Here is an 18,396-nt window from a genome sequence, read left to right on the forward strand (position 1 = left end):
CCCTGGAGACACGACAGGGCCCCGGGACCGGCGCAGTGGGTCCCGGGGCCCGGCTCAGGGCCGACGAGGTGGAGTCACACCCGTCGCAGCACGGCGACGACCTTGCCGAGGATGGTGGCCTCGTCGCCCGGGATCGGCTGATACGCGGCGTTGTGCGGCAGCAGCCAGACGTGACCGTCCTCGCGCTTGAAGCGCTTGACCGTGGCCTCGCCGTCGAGCATGGCGGCCACGATGTCGCCGTTCTCGGCGACGGGCTGACGGCGGACGGTGACCCAGTCGCCGTCGCAGATGGCGGCCTCGATCATGGAGTCGCCGACGACCTTGAGGACGAACAGCTCGCCGTCACCGACCAGCTGCCGGGGGAGCGGAAAGACGTCCTCGACGGACTCCTCGGCCAGGATGGGGCCACCGGCCGCGATACGGCCGACCAGGGGGACGTAGGAGGCGGCGGGCTTGCCGGTGGTGTCCGTCGGCTGGGTGCTGGGCTGGTCGGAGCCGCGCACCTCGTACGCCCGGGGGCGGTGCGGGTCACGGCGCAGGAAGCCCTTGCGCTCCAGGGCCATGAGCTGGTGCGCCACCGAGGAGGTGCTGGAGAGGCCGACGGCCTGGCCGATCTCGCGCATCGACGGCGGGTACCCACGGCGCTGTACGGAGTCGCGGATGACCTCGATGACCCGGCGCTGCCGGTCGGTCAGGCCGGAGCTGTCGGCCCGGATCCCCGGAGGTCGCCCGGGAAGCGAGCGCGCGGGTCGGCCGGGCTCCCCTTCCCCGTTCATGGCTGCGTCGTTCATCGCGTGCACTCGCTCGAGTCGGCCCTGGGAGCGGTCCTGGGCGGTGATGGTGGCGCTGTCTGCGGTCGTGGTCACGTCGTCGGCCCCTCTCGAATGTCTCTCCCTGGCTGGCACAACGGTAGTGGCTTTCGAAAGGTTGCGCCAAACACACGTTCGAGTGAAAATTCGCAGTTCGCCTTACGTGCCTGCGTAGGTGGGTGTATATGCCGACCCGGGCCGCATTCCTAAATCGGTCATTACGGTAGTCTTCGGCGCCGGACCGGTGAGGAGCGAGGTGCCCTCCCAGTGTCGCACCGACGACCCCGCCGTCCGCGTCGCCGCGCCCTTCCCGTACCTTTGTGGCCGGCCGCGCACGCGACACGCGCAGGGGGCCGCAATCAAGCGCCAACCCAAGATCTAGTGGTTGGATTGCATCGGCCACCCAGAAGTAGTGGTCCCTGGTCTTTCGGGGGCCTCCGCATCGCCTATGCTGGTGGTCGCTTCGAGGGGCCTTGACGGCCCCGGCGGGGCTATTCAGTCGTGCCGTGAGGGAGGGTCTTTACCAATGCACTGCCCCTTCTGCAGGCACCCCGACAGCCGCGTCGTCGACAGTCGCACCACCGACGACGGGACGTCGATCCGCCGTCGCCGCCAGTGCCCGGACTGCTCCCGTCGTTTCACGACGGTGGAGACCTGTTCGCTCATGGTGGTCAAGCGGTCCGGGGTCACCGAACCCTTCAGTCGCACCAAGGTCATCTCCGGCGTGCGCAAGGCATGCCAGGGACGGCCCGTCACCGAGGACGCCCTCGCCAAGCTCGGCCAGCGGGTCGAGGAGGCGGTGCGCGCCACCGGGAGCGCCGAGCTGACCACCCACGACGTGGGTCTGGCCATCCTCGGCCCGCTGCAGGAGCTCGACCTCGTCGCGTACCTGCGTTTCGCGTCCGTTTACAAGGCTTTCGACAGCCTGGAAGACTTCGAGGCCGCCATCGCGGAGCTCCGCGAGCGGCCTCCCGCCGAGGGCGGCGGGACCGGACCGGCCCCCGGGGTCCCCGTTCCCGCCACCGCCGCCGACTGACCGGCGGGCCGGACCGGCGGCGGTCCGGCGACCGGCCGTCGCGCGGCCGAGGGAAAGACGTGCCCCGAGCCGTCCGTGAGGCGCTCGTGGCAACAGCAGTACAGACAGCAGTACAGAAAACGGAGCCCTGGAATTTTCTGGGTGCTCCAGGGTGTTTTGCCCGTATATGGGAGGCGGCATGACAGAGACGGCGAGCGGTCCGGCACGTGGTTCCCGCGCCAAGGGAGCCAAGGCGGCGAGCAAGGGCCTGCGTATCGAGCGCATCCACACCACCCCCGGCGTGCATCCGTACGACGAGGTGACCTGGGAGCGCCGTGACGTCGTCATGACCAACTGGCGCGACGGCTCGATCAACTTCGAGCAGCGCGGCGTCGAGTTCCCCGACTTCTGGTCGGTGAACGCGGTCAACATCGTCACCAGCAAGTACTTCCGCGGGGCCGTCGGCACCCCGCAGCGCGAGACCGGTCTCAAGCAGCTCATCGACCGGATCGTGAAGACCTACACCAAGGCCGGCGAGGACTACGGCTACTTCTCCTCGCCCGCCGACGCCGAGATCTTCGAGCACGAGCTGGCCTACGCCCTCCTGCACCAGATCTTCAGCTTCAACTCCCCGGTGTGGTTCAACGTCGGCACGCCGCAGCCCCAGCAGGTCTCCGCCTGCTTCATCCTGTCCGTCGACGACTCCATGGAGTCGATCCTCGACTGGTACAAGGAAGAAGGCATGATCTTCAAGGGCGGCTCCGGCGCCGGCCTGAACCTCTCCCGCATCCGCTCCTCCAAGGAGCTGCTCTCCTCCGGCGGCAACGCCTCCGGCCCGGTCTCCTTCATGCGCGGCGCCGACGCCTCCGCGGGAACGATCAAGTCGGGCGGCGCCACCCGCCGCGCCGCCAAGATGGTCATCCTCGACGTCGACCACCCGGACATCGAGGACTTCATCGAGACCAAGGTCAAGGAGGAGGAGAAGATCCGCGCCCTGCGCGACGCGGGCTTCGACATGGACCTGGGCGGCGACGACATCACGTCCGTCCAGTACCAGAACGCCAACAACTCCGTCCGCGTGAACGACGCGTTCATGAAGGCCGTCGAGACCGGCGGGAAGTTCGGTCTGCGCGCCCGCATGACCGGCGAGGTCATCGAGGAGGTCGACGCCAAGGCGCTCTTCCGCAAGATGGCCGAGGCCGCGTGGGCCTGCGCCGACCCGGGCATCCAGTACGACGACACGATCAACCACTGGCACACCTGCCCCGAGTCCGGCCGCATCAACGGCTCGAACCCGTGCAGCGAGTACATGCACCTGGACAACACGTCCTGCAACCTCGCCTCGCTGAACCTGATGAAGTTCCTCAAGGACGACGGCAAGGGCAACCAGTCCTTCGACGTCGAGCGCTTCGCCAAGGTCGTCGAGCTCGTCATCACCGCGATGGACATCTCCATCTGCTTCGCCGACTTCCCCACCCAGAAGATCGGCGAGAACACCCGCGCCTTCCGCCAGCTCGGCATCGGCTACGCCAACCTCGGCGCCCTGCTGATGGCGACCGGCCACGCGTACGACTCCGACGGCGGCCGCGCCCTGGCCGGTGCCATCACCTCCCTGATGACCGGCACCTCGTACAAGCGCTCCGCCGAGCTCGCCGCCGTCGTCGGCGCGTACGACGGCTACGCCCGCAACGCCGAGCCGCACCAGCGCGTCATGAAGCAGCACGCCGACGCCAACGCCAAGGCCGTCCGCATGGACGACCTGGACACCCCGATCTGGGCCGCCGCCACGGAGGCCTGGCAGGACGTGATCCGCCTCGGCGCCAAGAACGGCTTCCGCAACTCCCAGGCCTCGGTCATCGCCCCGACCGGCACCATCGGTCTCGCGATGTCCTGCGACACCACCGGCCTCGAGCCCGACCTCGCCCTGGTCAAGTTCAAGAAGCTGGTCGGCGGCGGCTCGATGCAGATCGTCAACGGCACCGTCCCGCAGGCCCTGCGCCGCCTGGGCTACCAGGAGGAGCAGATCGAGGCGATCGTCGCCCACATCGCCGAGCACGGCAACGTGATCGACGCTCCCGGCCTGAAGACCGAGCACTACGAGGTCTTCGACTGCGCCATGGGCGAGCGTTCCATCTCCGCGATGGGCCACGTCCGCATGATGGCCGCCATCCAGCCCTGGATCTCGGGCGCCCTGTCCAAGACGGTCAACATGCCGGAGACGGCGACCGTCGAGGAGGTCGAGGAGATCTACTTCGAGGCGTGGAAGATGGGCGTCAAGGCGCTCGCGATCTACCGCGACAACTGCAAGGTCGGCCAGCCGCTCTCCGCGAAGAAGAAGGAGGACGAGAAGGCCGAGGTGACCGCGAAGACCGAGGCGACGATCCGCGAGGCCGTCGAGAAGGTCGTCGAGTACCGCCCGGTCCGCAAGCGCCTCCCGAAGGGCCGCCCGGGGATCACCACCTCCTTCACCGTCGGTGGCGCCGAGGGCTACATGACCGCCAACTCCTACCCGGACGACGGTCTCGGCGAGGTCTTCCTGAAGATGTCCAAGCAGGGCTCGACGCTCGCCGGCATGATGGACGCCTTCTCCATCGCCGTCTCGGTCGGTCTGCAGTACGGCGTGCCGCTGGAGACCTACGTCTCGAAGTTCACCAACATGCGCTTCGAGCCGGCCGGCATGACGGACGACCCGGACGTGCGGATGGCGCAGTCGATCGTCGACTACATCTTCCGCCGCCTGGCGCTGGACTTCCTGCCCTTCGAGACCCGCTCCGCGCTCGGCATCCACTCCGCCGAGGAGCGCCAGCGTCACCTGGAGACCGGTTCCTACGAGCCGGCCGATGAGGACGTCGACGTCGAGGGTCTGGCCCAGTCCGCGCCGGTCGCCCAGGAGCTGAAGGCCGTGGCCGCCCCGGTGGCCAAGGCCGAGGTCCCGGCTCCGAAGCAGGCCCACACCTCCGCGGAGCTCGTCGAGATGCAGCTCGGCATCAGCGCGGACGCCCCGCTCTGCTTCTCCTGCGGTACGAAGATGCAGCGCGCCGGCTCCTGCTACATCTGCGAGGGCTGCGGCTCGACCAGCGGTTGCAGCTGACGGCGCGGGCGGGATCGCGCCGGGCGTGACGTCCGGCGCGGCCCGTACACGCGGCTGACCAGCAGCTGACGAAGGGGACCGGCCGTCGGCCGGTCCCCTTCGTCGTGCGGTCGTGCGCACGAGCGGTCGCGTGGTCGTGTGGTCGTACGTTCGCGCCCTGTGCTCAGGAGCGCTCTGCGCCCATCAGGGCGCCGAAGTCCCGCGGATCGGTGTCGAAGCCGTGCGAGAACGGCCGGAAGGCCCACTCGCCGGTGTCGTCGCGGACGAACTCGGCGACCGTGGCCGCCGTCGCGTCCGCCACCGACGCGAGGTCGTCGACCAGCAGGTCCGTGTAGCCCTCGCGCACCCGGACACCGGTCCGTGCCACCTGCCCGAAGGTCAGCCGTCCGCCGCCCTGCTGTATGGCCACGCCCACCACCACGCGCGCGTAGCGGGGCGCCATCCGGGTCAGTTCGAACGTCATCGCCTCGTCGTAGCCGAGGCCCTGGCCGGTGAGGCTGTCGCGGTGGAGGGTGATGGTGCCGTCGGGAGAACGGCTGTCGAAGTGCACGAGGTGGTCCGGAGGACCGTAGGGCGCGTCCGCCGTGTAGACCGCGGCGACGATGTCCAGGTCGTGCGCGGCGGCGCCGGCCGGACTGGGGTCCCACTTGAGCGACACCTCGACCTTGTCGACCCCTTTGTTGAGTCCGCTCACCGTGAATCCCCTCTCTCTGAACCGTTTTTGACGAGCTGTTCATGGTGTCATGTGATCAACATGTCATCGGATGAGGGGGAGTGCGGCATGTGGGGCGGGGAAGAGCTGGATCTGGACGCATATCTGGCGCGGATCGGACACGTCGGTGAGGTCGCTCCCGATCTCGTGACGCTGCGCGCGCTGCACCGGGCCCATGTGGAGGCCCTTCCGTTCGAGAACCTGGACGTGGCCCTCGGCCGCCCGGTCCGCCTCGACCTGGCGAGCCTGCAGGCCAAGCTCGTCGCCCGGCGGCGCGGCGGTTACTGCTACGAACAGAACACCCTGCTCGCCGCGGCCCTGGAGCGGATCGGCTTCCAGGTCGCCGGGCGCGGCGCCCGGAACCGTACCCGTGGAGACGCGCTGACGCCGATCACGCACGGACTGCTCGTCGTGGCGCTCGACGGCGAAGAGTGGCTCCTGGACGCGGGGTTCGGCTGGCAGGGACCGCTGGAGCCGGTGCCGCTGGCCGACGGGGCGCGCGTCGAGCAGGACGGCTGGGTCTTCGGCGTCGCCATCGGGCCGGAGGGCGTCCATGTCCTGCGGGCGCTTCGCCCGGAAGGATGGACCGACCTCTACGCCTTCGCCCCGCACACCCTCTACCCGGTGGACTTCGAGCTGATGAACCACTACAGCTCCAGCCACCCGCGGTCGCGCTTCCTCGGCCAGGTGGTGGCGCACCAGCCCGGTGCCGAGGTGCGGACGGCGCTGGTCCGCGACGGACTGCTCACGGTCCGGGCGGACGGGACGCGCGAGGAACGCCGGGTCGGACCGGAGGAGTTGATCGCGACGCTCTCCAAGGTGTTCGGAATCGAACTGGACGACGAGGAGGCCGCCGGTCTGGTCCGGGTCCACTCGGCCGAGGTCTGACGGCGCGTCGCTCCGCCCCGTACCATGGCGCGGTGCTGGTCAAGTGGATTCGCTGCACCGTGGTGGACCGTCGAGGGTTCGAGCGGGGGCAGCGGAAGTGGGCGGGTCTGCTCGGTGAGCCGGGATTCCGGGGGCAGGGCGGGGGATGGAGCCGGCGGCGGCCGGATGTCGCCCATGTCTTCGCGTTCTGGGAGAGCCGTGCCTTCTACGACTCGTTCATGGCGCGCTCGCACGACCGGCTCGCGGCCGCTCAGGTCGGCACCTTCCGGAACGCGCAGGTCAAGCTGTTCGACCACCGCTTCGACGTGAAGACGGGCTTCGAGCCGCGGTTCGCCGACGCCGACGTGGCGCGGGTCGCGCACTGCCGGGTCCACGAGGAGCGGGTGGAGCACTTCGCCCTGATGCAGGAGAAGGTCTGGAATCCGGCGATGGCCGGGTCTCCCGGCATGCTCAGGGGCCTTTTCGGTGAGGCGCCGGGGCACGAGTTCCTGGTGCTCTCGATGTGGAACTCCGCGGCGGAGCACGGCAAGTACCGGGTCGAGCGGGTGGAACGGCTCGGCCTGCGGGCGCAGACCGAGGCCGATGTGGCGGCAATGTCGGGCGACGTGGTGCGGCTCGAACCGACCTGGACGGTGTGAGGCCCGGGCGGTGCGAGGTCTGGGCGGTGCGAGGTCTGGGCGGTGAGAGGTCTGGGCGGTGTGAGGCCTGGGCGGTGTGAGGCCGAGGGCGCGCGCTGCGGCGCGTGGCCGGCTGGTACGTGTACGCCGGGGCGGGCGGCCGGCCGGTGAGCAGGTGATCGGGCGGCCGGCTCTGCCCTACGCGGGCCGGGCGTCCTGCCGGGTGAACGCGCCCGCTTCCACGGCGGCCAGGACCGTACGCGCCGCCTGGTCCGCCACATCGGTGTCGACCGGCTCGCGGGTGACGAAGAGGCGCAGGAAGAGGGGCGCGGAGACCGCTCGCACCACCGCGCCCGCGTCCGTGCCGGCCGGCGCCTCGCCGCGGGCCACGGCCCGGTCGACCACGCTCTCGCAGCGCCTGAACCGCTCCTCGTAGAAGGCCCGCAGGGAGTCGGCGGCCCGCGGCGACTGGAACGCGGCGGCGACGAACGCCGTCGGCGCGGCCGCCTGGCCCGGATCGGCGAAGGCGTCGACCACCTCGCGGGCGAGCGCCCGGAGGTCCTCGGCGAGGCTGCCGGTGTCCGGGGCGGTCCACTCGTCCTCGCCCGCCAGCTCCAATGCGTCGGCGACCATGCCCTCCACTCCGCCCCAGCGGCGGTACAGCGTCGTCTTGTGCACGCCCGAGTGCTCCGCCACGTATTCGACGGTGAGGGCGGGATAGCCGTGCTCGGCGAGTCCGGTCAGGACGGCGTCACGGACCGCGGCGCGGGTGCGGGCGGTGCGTCCGCCGGGCCGTCGGCTGCCCGGGGCGGCCGCGGTGGCCGAGGCGGTGGGTTCTTCCTCGTGCGCCGGCCTGCGCGATGCATTCAATTGCTACTCCCGTTGCGTTAGTCGGTACGAGTGTGCCACACTCGTCGTAACGCGACATCCGTTGCGTTAGCTGATTTCCTCGTGCCCCCGGAGGCGCCCTTGCCCACGCAGCTCTCTCTTCACGACGTGACCGTGACCCGTGGCGAACGACTGCTCCTCGACCAGGTCTCGCTGACCGTGCGCCCCGGCGAGCGGATCGGCGTCGTGGGGGAGAACGGCGCGGGCAAGTCCACCCTGCTGCGCCTGCTCGCCGGGCTCGACGCGCCCGACTTCGGTGAGGTCGTCACCGTCGCGGACGGCGGCGCACGGATGCTCGCCCAGACGCCGGAACTGCCCGCCCACGCCACCGTCGCCGACGCGATCGACGCCGCGCTCGCGGACCTGCGGACGACGGAGCGACAGCTCCACGAGCGGGAGGCCGAGCTCGGCACGGCCGGCGAGCGTGCCCTCCGCGAGTACGGGGAGCTGCTCACCGCCTTCGAGCTGCGCGGCGGGTACGAGGCGGACGCGCGCGTCGACAAGGCCCTGCACGGACTCGGCCTGGCCCACATAGGCCGAGAGCGCCGGCTCGGCAGCCTCTCCGGCGGCGAGCAGGCCCGCCTCGGGCTCGCCTGCGCCCTCGCCGCCGCGCCCGAGGTGCTCCTCCTCGACGAGCCCACCAACCACCTCGACGCCCAGGCGCTCGACTGGCTGGAGGACGCCCTTCGCGCCCACCGCGGCACGGTCGTGGCCGTCTCCCACGACCGGGTCCTGCTGGAGCGCGTCGCCACGGCCATCCTGGAGGTCGACGCCGACCGCCGCACCGTCGTGCGGTACGGCGACGGGTACGCGGGCTTCCGCGCCGAGCGGGCCGCCGCCCGCCGCCGCTGGGAGCAGGCGCACGCGGAGTGGTGCGCGCAGACCGCCCGCCTGGAGGAGTACACCCGCACGACCGCGCTCGGCGTCGCCGCCGGCCGGGCCGGCAAGGACAACAACAAGATGGCGTACGACCGCGCCGGCGGCCGGGTGCAGGCCTCGGTCTCCGGGCGCGTGCGCAACGCCCGGGAACGACTGCGGCGGCTCCGGGACGACCCGGTGCCCGAGCCTCCGAAGCCGCTCGCCTTCACCGCACGGCCCGTCGCGGGCCGGGCCGAGGGCGCACTTGTCACGCTCGACGGCATCCGGGTCGCCGACCGGCTCGCCGTCGACACCCTCACCGTCGCAGCGGGCGAGCGGCTGCTCGTCCAGGGTGCCAACGGCGCCGGCAAGTCCACCCTGCTGCGTCTCATGGCGGGCCTCGTCGAGCCGGACGCCGGGCGGATCAGGCGCAGCGGACGCATCGGATACCTGGCCCAGGAGATACCGGCGCACCGCCCGGCCGAGCGGGTCCGCGCCGCGTTCGGCCGCGGGCTGGCCCTCACCGAGGAGGAGCAGGCCGAACTGCTCCTCTCGTACGGACTGTTCCGCCCGGCCGACCTGGAGGTGCCGGTCGGCCGCCTCTCCGCGGGCCAGCGACGCCGCCTCGCGCTCGCCCGCCTGCTGGCCCGGCCCGCCGATCTGCTCCTCCTCGACGAGCCCGCCAACCACCTGGCCCTCGGCCTCGTCGAAGAACTCGAAGCGGCCCTGGAGCAGTGGCAGGGGGCCGTGGTGGTCGTCTCCCACGACCGGGAGCTGCGCCGCCGGTTCACCGGGCACATACGCCGGATGGACTCCGGACGTCTGCTCGACTGAGCCGTCCGGCGGAACGCCGTCTAGGGTCGTGACATGGCACGACCGCGGCGCATCGTCCTCGTACGGCACGGAGAGTCCGAAGGAAACATCGACGACACGGTGTACGAGCGGGAGCCCGACCACGCCCTCCGGCTCACCGGGACCGGGTGGCGGCAGGCGGAGGAGACGGGGGAGCGGCTGCGGGAGCTGTTCGGCGAGGAGCGGGTCAGTGTCTACGTGTCGCCCTACCGCCGCACGCACGAGACACTGCGCGCGTTCCAGCTCGATCCCCGTCGCGTCCGGGTCAGGGAGGAGCCGCGGCTGCGCGAGCAGGACTGGGGCAACTGGCAGGAGAGAGAGGACGTGCGCCTCCAGAAGGCGTACCGGGACGCGTACGGGCACTTCTTCTACCGCTTCGCGCAGGGCGAGTCGGGAGCCGACGTCTACGACCGGGTCGGGGCGTTCCTGGAGAGCCTCTACCGGAGCTTCGAGGCGCCCGACCACCCGCCCAACGTCCTGATCGTCACCCACGGGCTGACCATGCGCCTGTTCTGCATGCGCTGGTTCCACTGGACGGTCGCCGAGTTCGAGTCGCTGGCCAACCCGGGAAACGGCGAGACCAGGATGCTGCTGCTCGGCGAGGACGGGAAGTACCGCCTCGACCGGCCCTTCGAACGCTGGCGTACCCCGGAACCGTACGGACCCACCGGATAGAGTGGCAGGGCGATGACCGCTGACTCCACTCTCGACCGGCGCTTCGACCGCGCCCTGGCCAGCCTGCGCGGGCTGTCCGTGGGAGACGCCCTGGGCTCCCAGTACTTCGTTCCCGCCCACTATCCCCTCCTCAAGCGCCACGAGCCGCCGGCCGGTCCCTGGCAGTGGACCGACGACACGGAGATGGCCTGCTCGGTCCTCGCCGTGCTGGTCGGTCACGGACGGATCGACCAGGACGCGCTCGCCGAGTCGTTCGCCCGCAACCACGACTTCGACCGCGGCTACGGCCCCGCCGTCAACCGCATGCTCCGGCTCATCCGCGAGGGAGGCGACTGGCGGGAGCTCGCGGCCGCCCTCTTCAACGGGCAGGGATCGTGGGGCAACGGCGCCGCCATGCGGATCGCACCGCTCGGCGCCTGGTACGCCGACGACCCGGAACAGGCGACCCACCAGGCCGAGATCTCCGCGTACACCACCCACCAGCACCGTGAGGCCGTCGTCGGGGCGATGGCCGTCGCCGCCGCGGCCGCCCTCGCCGCCGACCCCGGCGGTCCGCCCACGCCCGAGGCGCTGCTCGACGGCGTCATCGCGCTCGTGCCGCGCAGCGCGGTGGGAGCCGGGTTGCGCCGGGCCCGCGACATGCTCGACTACGGCGACCCCGGCACCGTCGCGGCGGTCCTCGGCAGCGGCCGGCGCACCAGCGCGCACGACACCGTCCCGTTCGCGCTCTGGTCCGCCGCCCGGGCGCTCGGCGACTTCGAGCGGATGTTCTGGACGACGGCCAATGTCGGCGGTGACGTGGACACCACCTGCGCCATCGCCGCCGGCGTCGTCGCCGCCGGCCCCGGCGGCACTCCGCCCGCCGCGTGGCTGGAGCAGACCGAGGACCTGCCCGACTGGCTGCCCACCCGGCCGCGTCACCAGGGCTGACTGTCACGGTCCTGCCACAGGTGCGGGCGGGGCGGTTCAACGGGGCCCGGCGCCGTTAGAGTCGGCCACTCCGCAGCGCTGATCATGACAACAGCGTGCCGACGAGACACCCGGAACCGCCGATTCAGGCCACTTCAGGCCCCTGGCCGCGCGGACCGGGCCGGGAGGGGGTCCCGTGACCGACACACCGTCCGCCGAGCCGCCCAAGGACGCCGTACCACCGAAGGACGCCGCGCCCAAGGACGACGCCGCGCCGAAGGGCAACGACGCGCCCAAGGGCGACGCCGCCCAGAAACGCGACGGCGCGCAGAAGGCTGCCGACGCCGTGCCCGGTGCGGCCGCGCCCGAGGACGCCGTGCCCGGTGCGGCGCCCAAGGACGCCGCGCCGAAGGCGCAGCAGCCGGCTGCCGCGGCCACCCCGTCCGCGTCCGCCGCGCCGCGCGGCACCGTCGGGCCCGCCGCGGCGACCCCGTACGCGCCCGCGCGGGCCGGTTTCCCGGGCGGGCCGCCGCCCGGGATGTACGGGGCGCACCCGGCCTACCAGACCTGGGCGCCGCCGAGGAAGCCCGCGCCGAGCCGGCTGAGGCCGCCGGCACCGGCCCACCCGACCGCCGCCACGCTCTGGGCGGTCCTGGCCACCGCGCTGTTCGCGGCGCTCCTCCTCAGCGACGGCGCCGGCACGAACCTGCTCCTCGTGGCCGTGCCCGCCACCGTCGCCGGGGCCTTCGCCGCCCGCGCCGCCGGTCGCCGTCTCCGGCCCTGGACGCTGGTCTGGGCGATCGGCGGCGCGGCGCTGCTCGCCGTGCCCGCGCTCAGCGACGCCGGCTGGCCGGCCTTCCTCGCGATCGTCGCCGCCATCGGCCTCACCGGCTTTGCCCTGCACGGCGGCCGCGGCTGGCCCAGCATGCTGCTCGGACCGGTCGGACTCTTCGACTCCGTCGGCACCGGCATGATGTGGGGCTGGCGCGGCGCCCGTCAGCGCGCGGGCGGTTCGCAGGGCCGGTGGGGGCCCGTGCTCCGTACCGTACTGATCGCCGCCGGGCTTCTCGTCGTCTTCGGCGCGCTCTTCGCCGGTGCCGACGCCGCCTTCGCCGACCTGATCGGCTCGCTGGTCCCGGACGTCTCGCTCGACCAGGCGCCCTGGCGGCTGCTGTGCTTCCTGATCGGCCTGTTCGGCGCCCTCGCCGTGGCCCGCACCGCCGCGGCCCCGCTGCGCTGGGACAAGATGGCCTTCAAGCCGGGCCCGGCGCGCGGCCGCCTGGAGTGGGCGCTCCCGCTGATCGTCCTGAACCTCCTCTTCGCCGCCTTCAACGCCATCCAGCTCACCGTGCTCTTCGGCGGCTACGACAAGGTCCTCAGCGAGACCGGTCTGACCTACGCCGAGTACGCACGCCAGGGCTTCTGGCAGCTGCTCACGGCCACGCTGCTCACCCTGGCGGTGATCGGCCTGGCGCTGCGCTGGGCGCCCCGCGCCGGCGCCGGTGACCGCCGGCTCGTCCGGGCGGTGCTCGGCACCCTGTGCGTCCTCACCCTGGTCGTGGTCGCCTCGGCGCTGCGCCGGATGGACCTGTACGTGGACGCGTACGGACTGACGCGGCTGCGGATCTCCGTCACCACCATGGAGATCTGGCTCGGCGTGGCGATCCTCCTGATCATGGCGGCCGGGATCTGGGGCGCCCGGCTGCTGCCGCGTGCCCTCGCCGCCAGCGCCGCCGGTTTCGTCCTCGTCTTCGGCCTGATCCAGCCGGACGCCGTCATCGCCGCGCAGAACGTCGAGCGTCACGAACGGCTCGGCAAGATCGACGTGCACTACCTGGAGGGCCTGTCGGCCGACGCGGTGCCCGCGCTCGACCGGCTTCCCGAGCCGCTTCGCTCCTGCGCGCTCCGGGACATCGCCGACCGGCTGCGCGACGACGAGGACGAGAGCTGGTACGCGACCAGCCTGGCCGAGGCCCGGGCCCGGGACATCCTCGCCGAGCACGCGGTGACGCCGCCGGTGTCGTGCGGCCGGCCGAGCCGGGAAGAGCAGTACGACCCGGACGCGGACCCGGACCTGGACACCTACGACCCGTACGACCCGTACGCGCCCTGACCTCGGCGCGTACGGAACACTCGGCGTGCCCTCCTCCTGTGCGGGGAGAAGGGCACGCCGACCGCGTCAGGCGACCGGTCCGGCCGCCTCCGCCTTGCCGCTCAGGGCCTCCAGGTCGCTCTTGCGGACCCGGATCACGACCACCGCCGTGACGAGCGCGATCAGCACCATGACGACGGCGGCGGTGAACGCGGTCGAGATGCCGGCCGTCAGCACCTCGTGGGACCAAGGCGCCGGCAGCTGCTGCTCCTCGAAGAACCCGGCCTTCTGCTCCGGCGTCGCCCGCGCGAGGAAGTCCGGCAGCTGCTGCTTCGCCTCGTCCTTGCTGGCGTTCCCGAAGACCGTGACCAGGATCGACAGACCGAGCGAACCGCCCACCTGCTGCATGGCGTTGAGCAGGCCAGAGGCGGCGCCGGCCTCGTGCTGTCCGACCCCGGAGACGGCGGTCAGCGTCAGGGTCACGAAGTTGAGGCCCATGCCGAAGCCGAAGACGACCATCGGACCGAGGACTCCGGTGACGTAGGAGCTGTCCGGGGTGATGAAGGTCAGCCAGAACAGTCCGGCGCCGGTGAGCGCCGCGCCGGTCACCATGAACGGCTTGGGGCCGAGGACCGGCAGCAGCCGCTGGGCGAGCCCCGCGCCCACACCGATCGCGAGCGTGACGGGCAGGAAGGCCACACCGGCGCGGATCGGCGAGTAGCCGAGCACGTTCTGCACGAACAGGACGATGAAGAAGAACATGCCGAACATGGCGGCCGCCAGGCTGAGCATGATCACGTACGTGCCGGAGCGGTTGCGGTCGGCGAACATCCGCAGCGGCGTGATGGGCTCGCGCGCCCGCGACTCGACGACGGCGAAGGCGGCGAGCAGCACCACGGCGGAGACGAACGACCCGATCGTCAGGGAGTCGCTCCAGCCCTCCTCCGAGGTGCGGATGAAGCCGTAGACGAGGGCGGCCATGCCGAGCGTGGAGGACAGCGCGCCGGCCAGGTCGAAGCGGCCCGGGTGACGCTCGGACTCGTTGATGAAGCGTGGCGTCAGGTACGCGATGAGCAGGCCGATCGGGACGTTCACGAACAGCACCCAGCGCCAGTCGAGCCACGAGGTCAGCATGCCGCCGGCGAGCAGACCGATCGCGCCACCGCCGGCCGAGACGGCCGCGAAGACGCCGAACGCCCGGTTGCGCTCGGGGCCTTCCGGGAACGTCGTGGTGATGAGGGCGAGCGAGGTCGGCGAGGCGATCGCGCCGCCGACGCCCTGCAGGGCGCGGGCGGCGAGGAGTTGCCACGGCTCCTGCGCGAAGCCGCCGAGCAGGGAGGCGAGCGTGAAGACCAGGATGCCGGTCAGGAACACCCGGCGGCGGCCGAGGATGTCGCCGGCGCGACCGCCGAGCAGCAGCAGACCGCCGAAAGTGAGGGTGTACGCGCTCAGCACCCAGGACAGGTCGGTGGTCGAGAAGGAGAGCGCCTCCTGGATGTGCGGGAGCGCGATGTTCACGATCGTGGCGTCGAGCACGACCATCAACTGGCAGGCGGCGATGACGGCAAGGGCGATTCCCGGCCGATTCGGATAGCGGGCGGTGCCGGGATCGGTCCGGGTGGCCACCGGAGATGTTGTCACTATGAATCCCCCACGGAAGAATTTAGTGAACGCACTCGTTCACTGTCGCCCACGGTAGTGAGTCCCCCTCAAGGAACGCAACCGTTCACTGAGCACTGCCGGGCGTCCCGACGTGTCTCAACAGAGAGGTTTTGATGGGTACTTCGCACTCCGAGGCCGCCGCTCGGCCGCACGGAGCGACGCCGCGACGGCGCGGCCCGGTCCTGGAACGCGCCATTCTGGAAGCCGCCCTCGAGCAGCTCGGCACCGTCGGCTGGAACGGGCTGACGATGGAGGGGGTCGCGGTCGGCGCGCAGACCGGAAAGGCCGCGGTCTACCGCCGGTGGTCGTCCAAGGAGGACCTGGTCGCGGACGCGCTCATGACGGGGCTCCCCGACCTGCGGGAGGCCGCCGACCACGGCAGTGTGCGCGAGGACCTGCTCCAGCTGTGCCGCAGAGTGCGCGCCGCGATGTACTCGACGCCCGGTATCGCGCTGCGGGCGGTCCTTCACGAATGCGATCACGAGGCCGCCGAACGCTTCCACGAGCTGATCGTCACCGGAGTGATCGAACCGTCCCGGCGACTGCTGCGTGAGGTGGTGGAGCGCGGTATCGAGCGCGGCGACGTGCGCGAGGACGCGGCCGACGGGATGGTCTACGACGTGGTCCCGGCGATGATGATGTACCGCGCGAAGGTTGGCGGCAGCGAATGGACCGACGAGGAGATCGCCGGGATGATCGACCACGTGATGGTGCCGCTGCTGCGACGCCAGGCCGCGGCGCCGCAGGCGGGTGACGCGAGCGGGGGACTCGCGCCTCGCGGAGCGACGGGCCGGTAAGCAGCGGTTTTCGGTCTGCGGCGGGGCCGGATCCGGTCGATCGCGCGAGGCGTACGGGCCCGGCGCCGCGGTGGATCCGGGCCCGCGCGGACGGTCGTGGGGAATCCGGGTACCGGGGGAGGTGTCCCGCGGCGTAACCTGTCAGCGCCATGCCGTACGAACCACCCACCCACAGTGTCGAGCGCTCGATCCGAGCGACCACCGGCGCCAAGATCATTGCCGGTATCGACGAGGTCGGACGCGGGGCATGGGCCGGTCCCGTCACGGTGTGCGCAGCCGTCACCGGCCTGCGCCGCCCGCCCGCCGGGCTCACCGACTCCAAACTGCTCACCCCGAAGCGCCGCACCGCGCTCGCCGTGGAACTCGAGCAGTGGGTCACGGCGTACGCGCTGGGCGACGCCTCGCCCACGGAGATCGACGACCTGGGCATGACGGCGGCGCTCCGGCTGGCCGCGATCCGCGCCCTGGAGGGCCTGCCGGTCCGCCCCGACGCCGTGATCCTCGACGGCAAGCACGACTACCTGGGCAGCCCCTGGCAGGTCCGTACGGTGATCAAGGGCGACCAGTCCTGTGTCGCCGTCGCCGCCGCCTCCGTGATCGCCAAGGTGCGGCGCGACGCGCTGATGGCCCAGCTGGAGGCCGAGGCGGCGGACTGCCTCCCGTACGCCTTCGCGGCCAACGCGGGCTATCCCTCCCCGGTCCACAAGGCGGCGCTGGAGGAGCGTGGGCCCACGCCCTACCACCGGCTCTCCTGGGCCTACCTCGACGCGATGCCCCGCTGGCGGCATCTCAAGAAGGTCCGGCTCTCCGCCGAAGCGGCCGCTCTGGAAAGCGGGGGCCAACTCGGCTTCGACTTCTGACTTCCGGCTTCTGCAACCGGTTCCGGATTCTCCGGCGAGGCCCGTCAGGGACCTCTCCGGCAGAGCCGTTTCAGCAGCCGGGGCGCGACGGTGCGCCCACCCGCCGGAGCCACGCGCGACGGCGTTTGATAGACATCCACCCATGCCTCTCATCCCCGAGGAGCCTCAGATTCACGAGAGTGCCCAGGGTCCCGCGACCACGGCCGCCGGCCGACCCGTGCCGACCCCACGACCCGTACCCGGCCCGCGTTCCGCGGCCTCTCCGCGTCCCGGTCGTCCGGGCCCCGGTCCGGCCAGGCCCGCACCGCCGGCGCCGCCCGTACCGCGCCCGTCCGCTGCCGAGCCGGCCGCCGTGGCCCGTGCGGAGAATCGTTCCGACGAGCGGTCCCTGCCGCAGGTCCAGCTGATCCCCGCGCCCGCCGACGGGGCCGTCGACGCGGCCGAGGAGGCGGTGGACCTCCTCCTGGAGTCCGGCCGCGCCCCCGGCGACGTGCTGGTGCTCACCACCGGCGAGCAGCACCCGTGGGCGGCGCACGAGCTGTCCTTCGGGGAGGCCGCCTACTGGGCCCAGCAGGACGCCCGCGAGGACGTGTTCTTCGCGCACGCCGACTCCGTCGCCCGTGCCGCCGCCCGGCCCGTGGTCGTCGTGGCGGTCGACGGCGGCTCCGACGAGGACGTCGCCCGCCGGCTGCCCGAGGCGATGAAGCGGGCCACGGCCCTGCTGATCGTCTGCGGCGACCCGCAGCGCGTCAACGCCGCCCTCGGCGCCGGCGTCTGACCCCGCCCGTCCGCGTCCCGGCCGCCCCACGGGCGGCCGGGCGGACTCCCGGCGCCCAGCAGGCGGGTCGGGACGCTCGCGCGTGCGGGCCGTACGCCGTCGGCACAGGGCCGTACGGAGTGGAGTCGTACGGCGTCCTACGGCGTCCTGCAGAGCGTATGGGGTCGTACGGGTCGTCGTGCGGTCGTCGTGCGCCTACGGGTCCGCGGGCGGGATCGCTCAGCGGGCGGCCGCCCGGCGCAGGGGCTCGGGAGCGCCGCTCGCGATACGGGGCAGGAGCCGGTCCAGCGCCGAGTCCTCGCCCAGCGGAGTCGGACGCGAGTCGGAGCCGGGCCTGCGCCCGCCCCGGCCCTCGCCGAGCACCTGCCAGCCTCCCCGGGTCAGCGTGATGTACGCACCGCAGCGCAGCCCGTGGAGCGTGCAGGCGTCCCGCAGCCCCCACATCCAGGCCCCGTCCTCCTCGGTCCAGCGCTCGTCGCCGTCCCGGCAGTAGAGCAGCACCGCCGTGCGGACCGGAGCACGCCGGCGCAGGTCGTGCGGGATGACCCGGCGCAGATGGGCGAGGAGCGCGTTGCGGAACTCCCAGCCGTCCGCCGGAGCGGGCCTGCGGGTGAAGGAGGCGCTGGCGGCGAGCCGTTCCTCGTGGTCCAGAACGGCCACCACCGCCGTCGAAGGGGTGGGCATGTGACGGGAGTGCAGGCCGCTGACAACCTCACGAGGGTTGCGCAGCAACGGGATCCCGGCCGCGGCCCATTCCGCGGGTTCGAGCATCCGAGCGAGGCGGCTGGCCGACCCGGACGACGAGTTGACCGGAGCGGTTGAGGACGGAGCGAATCCGAGGGTCACGATCCTCCCTTCGGATACGCGCCCGCTCCGCGGGCAGGGTCGGGTGA

The 18,396-nt window shown here is 72.0% G+C and carries 16 protein-coding genes; 11 read left to right on the plus strand and 5 right to left on the minus strand.

Features of this window, described 5'->3' with window-relative positions; genetic code table 11:
• Nucleotides 1-74 precede the first annotated feature (74 nt).
• Complete coding sequence (lexA, locus tag ACIGO8_RS24440; RefSeq protein WP_399734453.1) at nucleotides 75-866, minus strand: transcriptional repressor LexA; 792 nt, start codon at nucleotides 864-866, stop codon at nucleotides 75-77.
• A 469-nt stretch (nucleotides 867-1,335) separates the two neighbouring features.
• On the opposite strand from lexA, the gene nrdR reads away from it, so the two are divergent.
• Both nrdR and ACIGO8_RS24450 read left to right on the plus strand, forming a co-directional pair.
• Nucleotides 1,336-1,845, plus strand: a complete 510-nt coding sequence (gene nrdR / locus ACIGO8_RS24445) for a transcriptional regulator NrdR (RefSeq protein WP_399734456.1) — start codon at nucleotides 1,336-1,338, stop codon at nucleotides 1,843-1,845.
• Between the two features lie 178 nt (nucleotides 1,846-2,023).
• Complete coding sequence (locus ACIGO8_RS24450) at nucleotides 2,024-4,915, plus strand: vitamin B12-dependent ribonucleotide reductase (protein WP_399734459.1); 2,892 nt, start codon at nucleotides 2,024-2,026, stop codon at nucleotides 4,913-4,915.
• 163 nt (nucleotides 4,916-5,078) lie between these two features.
• Here ACIGO8_RS24450 and ACIGO8_RS24455 read toward each other — a convergent pair whose 3' ends face one another.
• Entirely contained in the window at nucleotides 5,079-5,609 is a 531-nt protein-coding gene (locus ACIGO8_RS24455) for a TerD family protein (RefSeq protein ID WP_399734462.1), read from the minus strand.
• A gap of 87 nt (nucleotides 5,610-5,696) precedes the next feature.
• Here ACIGO8_RS24455 and ACIGO8_RS24460 point away from each other — a divergent pair, with 87 nt between their 5' ends.
• Nucleotides 5,697-6,515: an arylamine N-acetyltransferase gene (locus tag ACIGO8_RS24460; protein ID WP_399734465.1), complete on the plus strand. Its 819-nt coding sequence runs from the start codon at nucleotides 5,697-5,699 to the stop codon at nucleotides 6,513-6,515.
• A gap of 32 nt (nucleotides 6,516-6,547) precedes the next feature.
• Nucleotides 6,548-7,153, plus strand: coding sequence for a YdbC family protein (locus ACIGO8_RS24465; protein ID WP_399734468.1), 606 nt, complete (start codon nucleotides 6,548-6,550; stop codon nucleotides 7,151-7,153).
• 177 nt (nucleotides 7,154-7,330) lie between these two features.
• Here the strand turns inward: ACIGO8_RS24465 and ACIGO8_RS24470 are convergent, their stop codons facing one another.
• Entirely contained in the window at nucleotides 7,331-8,002 is a 672-nt protein-coding gene (locus ACIGO8_RS24470; protein ID WP_399734471.1) for a TetR/AcrR family transcriptional regulator C-terminal ligand-binding domain-containing protein, read from the minus strand.
• 99 nt (nucleotides 8,003-8,101) lie between these two features.
• Here ACIGO8_RS24470 and ACIGO8_RS24475 point away from each other — a divergent pair, with 99 nt between their 5' ends.
• The 4 genes from ACIGO8_RS24475 to ACIGO8_RS24490 all read left to right on the plus strand — a co-directional run bounded on the left by ACIGO8_RS24475 (nucleotide 8,102) and on the right by ACIGO8_RS24490 (nucleotide 13,427).
• Complete coding sequence (locus tag ACIGO8_RS24475) at nucleotides 8,102-9,712, plus strand: ABC-F family ATP-binding cassette domain-containing protein (protein WP_399734474.1); 1,611 nt, start codon at nucleotides 8,102-8,104, stop codon at nucleotides 9,710-9,712.
• A 33-nt stretch (nucleotides 9,713-9,745) separates the two neighbouring features.
• Nucleotides 9,746-10,405, plus strand: a complete 660-nt coding sequence (locus tag ACIGO8_RS24480) for a phosphoglycerate mutase family protein (protein ID WP_399734477.1) — start codon at nucleotides 9,746-9,748, stop codon at nucleotides 10,403-10,405.
• Between the two features lie 12 nt (nucleotides 10,406-10,417).
• Nucleotides 10,418-11,335 (plus strand): ADP-ribosylglycohydrolase family protein, encoded by a 918-nt coding sequence (locus tag ACIGO8_RS24485; RefSeq protein WP_399734480.1) that lies wholly within the window; start codon nucleotides 10,418-10,420, stop codon nucleotides 11,333-11,335.
• A gap of 517 nt (nucleotides 11,336-11,852) precedes the next feature.
• Nucleotides 11,853-13,427 carry a DUF4153 domain-containing protein gene (locus tag ACIGO8_RS24490; RefSeq protein ID WP_399735061.1) on the plus strand — a complete coding sequence of 525 codons (1,575 nt, stop codon included), beginning with the start codon at nucleotides 11,853-11,855 and terminating at the stop codon, nucleotides 13,425-13,427.
• Nucleotides 13,428-13,493: 66 nt separating this feature from the next.
• Here the strand turns inward: ACIGO8_RS24490 and ACIGO8_RS24495 are convergent, their stop codons facing one another.
• Nucleotides 13,494-15,047 carry an MFS transporter gene (locus ACIGO8_RS24495; RefSeq protein WP_399734483.1) on the minus strand — a complete coding sequence of 518 codons (1,554 nt, stop codon included), beginning with the start codon at nucleotides 15,045-15,047 and terminating at the stop codon, nucleotides 13,494-13,496.
• Between the two features lie 134 nt (nucleotides 15,048-15,181).
• On the opposite strand from ACIGO8_RS24495, the gene ACIGO8_RS24500 reads away from it, so the two are divergent.
• The 3 genes from ACIGO8_RS24500 (at nucleotide 15,182) to ACIGO8_RS24510 (ending at nucleotide 17,503) form a co-directional block, all read left to right on the plus strand.
• Nucleotides 15,182-15,865 carry a TetR/AcrR family transcriptional regulator gene (locus tag ACIGO8_RS24500; RefSeq protein WP_399734485.1) on the plus strand — a complete coding sequence of 228 codons (684 nt, stop codon included), beginning with the start codon at nucleotides 15,182-15,184 and terminating at the stop codon, nucleotides 15,863-15,865.
• 149 nt (nucleotides 15,866-16,014) lie between these two features.
• A complete protein-coding gene (locus ACIGO8_RS24505; RefSeq protein ID WP_399734487.1) occupies nucleotides 16,015-16,725 on the plus strand; it encodes a ribonuclease HII in 711 nt (236 codons plus the stop codon).
• Nucleotides 16,726-16,867: 142 nt separating this feature from the next.
• A complete protein-coding gene (locus ACIGO8_RS24510; RefSeq protein WP_399734490.1) occupies nucleotides 16,868-17,503 on the plus strand; it encodes a hypothetical protein in 636 nt (211 codons plus the stop codon).
• 219 nt (nucleotides 17,504-17,722) lie between these two features.
• On the opposite strand, the gene ACIGO8_RS24515 is transcribed toward ACIGO8_RS24510, so the two are convergent.
• Nucleotides 17,723-18,349 carry a hypothetical protein gene (locus ACIGO8_RS24515; RefSeq protein WP_399734492.1) on the minus strand — a complete coding sequence of 209 codons (627 nt, stop codon included), beginning with the start codon at nucleotides 18,347-18,349 and terminating at the stop codon, nucleotides 17,723-17,725.
• Nucleotides 18,350-18,396 lie beyond the last annotated feature (47 nt).

Origin of the sequence: Streptomyces sp. NPDC053493, assembly GCF_044544825.1 — a bacterium.
Classification (GTDB): Bacteria; Actinomycetota; Actinomycetes; order Streptomycetales; family Streptomycetaceae; genus Streptomyces.